Here is a 5884-nt window from a genome sequence, read left to right on the forward strand (position 1 = left end):
CCCCCCCGGGACCGGCTGGCAAGGCCTTTGCGGCTGCGCCGCCTGTCGCGCGGGAATTCGCGCAAAGCCGCGAATTCCCGCTTGTACGTTGTCCTCGTTCCGAATGCGCACTCAGGAGTGATCCATGCTGCAAAGCGTCTTCGGCCTCATCGTCCTCATCTTCATCGCCTGGCTCTTGAGCCGGGACCGCACGCGCGTGCCGTGGCGGATGCTGCTGGGCGGCGTGGCGTTGCAGTTCGTGATTGCGGGGCTGATGCTCAAGGTGTCGGCGTTCAAGGGCCTGTTCATGGCGCTCAACAGCGTGGTGCTGGCCATGGAGGACGCCACGCGCGAGGGCACGACGTTCGTGTTCGGGTATCTGGGCGGCGGCGCGGTGCCGTTTTCGGAGTTGAAGCCGGGGGGAAGCTTCATCCTGGCGTTCCAGGCCCTGCCGCTGGTGATCGTGATCGCGGCCCTGGCGGGCCTGCTGTACCATTGGGGCATCCTGCCGCGCGTGGTGCGGGGCTTCTCCTGGGTGCTGGGCAAGACCATGGGCATCGGCGGGGCGCTGGGCGTGGGCGCGGCGGGCACGATCTTCCTGGGGATGATAGAGGCCCCGCTCCTGATCCGCCCGTACCTGACGCGGCTTACCGAGAGCGAACTGTTCGCGCTGATGGCCACGGGGCTTTCGTGCATCGCGGGCACCATGCTCATGCTCTACGCCGGGGTGCTGGGCAGCGTGATTCCCGATTCGCTGGGCCATATCCTGACGGCCTCGGTGATCCACGCCCCGGCGGGGGCCATGGACGCGGTGGCCAAGGGCGCGTGGGACGGCATGCAGCTCTACTTGAACATCCTGGCCATGCTCATCGCCATGATCGCGCTGGTGAAGCTGGTGAACATCGTGCTGGGGTTCGGCCCTGCGGTGCTGGGCGCGCCGCTCACCCTGGAGCGGATGCTGGGCTGGGTGATGGCCCCGGCGGCGTGGCTGCTGGGCGTGCCGTGGGCCGAGGCGCACACGGCGGGGAGCCTTCTGGGCGTGAAGGTGGTGCTCAACGAGTTCATCGCCTTTTTCCAGATGGCGAACCTGCCGCAGGAGGCCTTGTCGGAGCGCACGCGGCTGATTCTGGCGTACGCCATGTGCAGCTTCGCCAACCTGGGCAGCGTGGGCATCATCATCGGCGGGATGGGTTCGCTCATGCCGGAGCGCCGGGCGCAGGTGGCGTCCCTGTGCATGCGGGCCCTGGCCGCAGGCGTGATCGCCTCGCTCATGACGGGCGCGGTGGTGGGGGTGCTCTTCTCCTAGGCCGTCCGGGGAGCGACTTGACGATGGTGTTCGCCGTTCGAACGTGGTAGGGGTCACCAATGCTCATGGGCATCGACGTGGGGGGCACGCACACGGACGCCGTGCTGGTGTGCAGGAAGGGCTTGCTGGCCTGGGCCAAGGCCAAGACCCATCACGGCGATTTGATGCGCTCCATCCGCGAGGTGCTCACGGCCATCGCGCCCAAGGCCGGGGCAAAGGCCATCTCGCGGCTCAATCTTTCCACCACGTTATCCACCAACGCCATCGTGGAGGGGCTCACGGAGCCTGTGGGCGTGTTCGTGTCGGCAGGTCCCGGCATCGACGCCCGGGCCTACGCCGTGGGCGACCACTACGCCGTGATCCCCGGCTGCACCGACCACCGCGGCCGCGTGACCATGCCCCTGGACGACGTGCTGGCCTGCGAGCACGCGGCGCGCTGCAAGGCCGCCCACGTGAGCGTCTACGCCTGCGTGAGCAAATTCTCCCCGCGCAACCCCGAGTTCGAGGAGTCGCTGCGCGCGGTGGTGCACCCCCAGGCCGACTTCGTGAGCTGCGGTCACGAGTTTTCCGGACAGCTGGGCTTTCCCCGGCGCATCCACACGGCGGCGTGCAACGCCTCGGTGTGGCGGGTGTTCAACCGCTTCGCGGACGCTGTGCAGCGCGCGGCGCTCGATTTCGGGCTCATGGGCCAGGTGAACATCCTCAAGGCCGACGGGGGCACCATGCCGCTTTCGGTGTCGCGCTCGTTCCCGGTGGAGTCCATCCTGTCGGGTCCGGCGGCGTCGGTGATGGGCATCATCGCCGTGTGCGACATCGCGGAAGACTCGGTGATCCTGGACATCGGCGGCACCACCACGGACATCGCGCTCTTCGCCGAGGGCGCGCCGCTCATCGAGCCCGACGGCGCGGTGATTTCGGGGCGTCCCACGCTGGTGCGCGCGCTCAAGACGCGCTCCATCGGCGTGGGGGGCGATTCGGCGCTCTCGGTGCTGGAAGGCCAGGTGCGCGTCGGGCCGCGCAGGCTGGGTCCGTCCATGGCCGAGGGTGGCGAGCGGCCCACGCTCACGGACGCGCTCAACGTCCTGGGCAGGGCGGAGCTGGGCGACGTGTCGGCCTCGCGCCGGGGCGTGAACGAGCTGGCCCGGGCCAACAACATGGACGGGGAGACCCTGGCCCAGGACGCGGCCCTGGCGGCGGTGACGAGCATCCGCGCGGCGGTGATCGAGCTCACGCGCGCCGTGAACGACCGGCCCGTGTACACCATCTATGAACTGCTGGAGGGCAAGCGGGTGGCCCCCTCGCGGGTGTATGTGATGGGCGGCCCGGCCAAGGCCCTGGAAGCGCTCCTGTCCGAGGTGTTCCCGGAAGAAGTGGTGGTGCCCGAGGGCTACGCGGTGGCCAACGCCATCGGCGCGGCGCTCTCGCGCCCCACGCTCTCTGCGGAACTCTTCGCGGACACCCAGCGCGGGCGCATGCTCATCCCGGGCCTGGACGTGGAGCAGGACGTGCCCCGCACCTATTCGCTGGAAGAGGCCCAGGCCGACGCGGCCCAGCGCCTGGGAGACTACCTCACCCAACTGGGCGTGGCCGACCCCGAGGCCCTGGTGGAGACCCTTGAGGCGCAGAGCTTCAACATGGTGGAGGACGGCGAGCTGGTGGGCCGCTCCATCCGCGTGAAATGCCAGGTGAAGCCCGGCGTGCTGCCCGGCTACCGCGAGGCCGTGAGACATCCATGCTGAAAGCCGCCGACACCCTGGGCGTGGTCTTCTTCCCGGCCTACGACTGGGCCATCAGCCCCACGCACCCCGAGCGCCAGGAGCGCCTGCTCTACACACAGGACCAGCTGCGCGAGGAAGGCCTCTTCGACATCCCCGGAGTGCGCGAATACAAGCCCGACGTGGCCCTGGCCCACGACGTGGATCTGGCCCACTTCACCTTCCCCGGCGTGGAGGAGGTGCTTACCAGCTCCCACCTGGTGAGCGCGGGCGGGGCCATGCGCGCCGCCAGGCTGGTGATGGAGCGCGAGGCCCGCCGGGCCTTCGCCCTGGTGCGCCCCCCGGGCCACCACGCCATGAAGGTGGTGCACGGCACGCGCGGCTTCTGCACCGTGAACGTGGAAGCCGTGATGGTGGAAACCCTGCGCGAGCGCTACGGCGTGCGCCGCATCGCCATCGTGGACACCGACTGCCACCACGGAGACGGCACTCAGGACGTCTACTGGCACGACCCGGACGTGCTCTTCATCTCCCTGCACCAGGACGGGCGCACCATCTATCCCGGGTCCGGCTTTCCCTACGAGCTGGGCGGCCCCACGGCCATGGGAACCACCTGCAACATCCCGCTGCTGCCAGGCACGGGCGACCAGGGCATCCTGCACATGATCGACCACGTCGTGCTGCCGCTCATCGAGCGCTTCAAGCCCGAGATCGTCATCAACTCCGCCGGGCAGGACAACCACTTCTCCGACCCCATCACCAACATGAACTTCACGGCCCAGGGCTATGCGGAGCTCACGCGCAGGCTCGGCGCGGACATCGCGGTGCTGGAGGGCGGCTACTCCATCCAGGGCGCGCTGCCCTACGTGAACCTGGGCATCTGTCTGGCCATGGCCGGCATCGACGCCTCCGGCGTGGTGGAGCCCCAGTACGACCCGGAGCGCGTGAAGCAGGAGCAGCGCGTCACCGACTACACCCTCTCCCTCTCCGACCAGCTCATGAGCTACTTCCTGGACCCGCCCGCCATGCCCAAGCACGGCAAGGCCGAGGGCGAATGGTTCGTGCGCGAGAAGGAGGTCCACTACGACACCGACGCAATCTTCGAGCGCCAGCGCGAGAAGGTGCTCCTGTGCCCGGACTGCTCCGGGGTGGTGTCCATCGAGAGCCGGGCCGACTCCGGCCCCCTGTGCCTGGGCGTGCAGATCCCCCCGGGAGCCTGCGACGCCTGCCGCGAGCGCGGCCACGAGGAGTTCGAGACGGGCCAGCGCTCCCGGAACTACCGCCGCGCCATGCTTGTGGACCGCCCCGGCAAGGCCGTGAAGCGCGTGCTCATCTAGCGCTGCGGCATGCTCCCCGCCTCAGCGGGCAACGCAATCGCCCGCGCGGGCAATGCAAACCACCGTGCGTCTTCCCCTGGACCTGCCGCCCCGGCATGGTCTACTGTCGCCTAAGCATGCACTCCGACCTTTCCCCGGACGGCGGCCCCCAGGGACCGGCGTCTTTCCTCGACCCGCGAGAACCGGGCAGGGAAGGGCCGTTCTTCAAAGTCTCCTATGCTTGGCGCTGGTTCGCGCTCTTTGCCGGCCTTCTGGCCTTCGCTTCGCTGATCATCTACAATCTCTACAAGGACCGCAGGAATCTGCTCGCTTCGGAAGAAAACCGCCTGATCAATCAGGCGCATGTGGTCGAACAGATCGTGACTACGGAACTCAAGGCCCTGGACGCGGTGCTCAAGGACATGCGGGCCGAGTGGGCCTCTGGAGACATCAAGGGGAACCTCGACACCCGGTTCAAAACCCTCGGCGACGCCATCCCCGGCGTACGCGCCCTGATCCTGCTCGGCGCGCAAGGAACGATCCGGGCCGCCAACCTGCCGGGGCTCAGCGGACAGAACTTCGGCGACCGGGACTACTTCCGCCGCACCGCCCTGGACCGGAATCCGGACACCCTCCACGTCTCCCAGCCCTATCGGACCTCCCTGGGGGCCTGGGTGATCACCATCTCGCTGCGCATCGACGACGCTCAGGGACGCTTCATCGGCGTCATCGCCGCCAGCCTGGACCCGGCCTACTTCCTCCCCCTGCTCGACTCCGTGCTCTACGCCCCGGACATGTGGTCCATGCTCGTGCACGGCCAGGGGACGGTGTTCCTTGTCTCCCCCCTGCGGAAGGACGTTGAGGGCAGAAACCTCCTCACGCCCGGCACCCTCTTCACCCGCCACATGGAGAGCAGCCGGGAGCAGAACGCCTTCCTGGACACCGTCCACGCCACGGGGCAACGCATGCTCCTGGTGGCCCGCTCCATCCAGCCCAGGGCCCTTCACCTGAGCCATCCCCTGGTGGTGGCCGTCGCGCGCGACCCCGGGGCCATCCTGGCGGGGTGGCGCACGTCGGTGGTACGCTACGCCGGAGCCTACGCCCTGCTGGTCCTGGCGTCCTGCCTGGGGCTGGCCCTCTACCAGCGCAGCCGCCGCCAGTTCGACAGGCTCCAGGAGCGCACCGCCCAGGCCCTGGTGGACCGGGAACGCTTCCTGCGCACCCTCACGGACAGCATCCCCGGCATGGTGGGCTACTGGGACGAGAACCTGTGCTGCGCCTACGCCAACTCGGCCTATCTGGAATGGTTCGGCAGAACGCCCGGGCAGATGCGCGGCATCCACATCCGCGACCTGCTGGGCGATGACCTCTTCCAAAAGAACGAGCCCTTCATCAGCGCCGCGCTGCGGGGCGAACGCCAGCAGTTCGAGCGCACGCTCACGCGCGCGGACGGGTCCACGGGCTACACCCTGGTCCACTACATCCCGGACGTGGACCGGGAGCGCGTGCGCGGCTTCTACGTGCTGGTGTTCGACGTGTCGGAGCTCAAGGAAGCCCAACTCCAGTTG

4 protein-coding genes are annotated in these 5884 nt (G+C 68.6%); all 4 read left to right on the forward strand.

Features of this window, described 5'->3' with window-relative positions; all coding sequences use genetic code 11:
* The first annotated feature begins 124 nt into the window (after positions 1–124).
* Positions 125–1285, forward strand: coding sequence for a NupC/NupG family nucleoside CNT transporter (locus ACV4UX_RS16680; RefSeq protein ID WP_491594411.1), 1161 nt, complete (start codon positions 125–127; stop codon positions 1283–1285).
* Positions 1286–1344: 59 nt separating this feature from the next.
* Complete coding sequence (locus tag ACV4UX_RS16685; RefSeq protein ID WP_491594412.1) at positions 1345–3024, forward strand: hydantoinase/oxoprolinase family protein; 1680 nt, start codon at positions 1345–1347, stop codon at positions 3022–3024.
* Positions 3018–4337 (forward strand): histone deacetylase family protein, encoded by a 1320-nt coding sequence (locus tag ACV4UX_RS16690; protein WP_491594413.1) that lies wholly within the window; start codon positions 3018–3020, stop codon positions 4335–4337. The genes ACV4UX_RS16685 and ACV4UX_RS16690 overlap by 7 nt, the downstream gene beginning before the upstream one ends.
* 116 nt (positions 4338–4453) lie before the next feature.
* Positions 4454–5884: PAS domain-containing protein (locus ACV4UX_RS16695; RefSeq protein WP_491594414.1), on the forward strand; the 1431-nt coding region annotated here is incomplete at its 3' end.

Source organism: Fundidesulfovibrio sp., assembly GCF_058402725.1.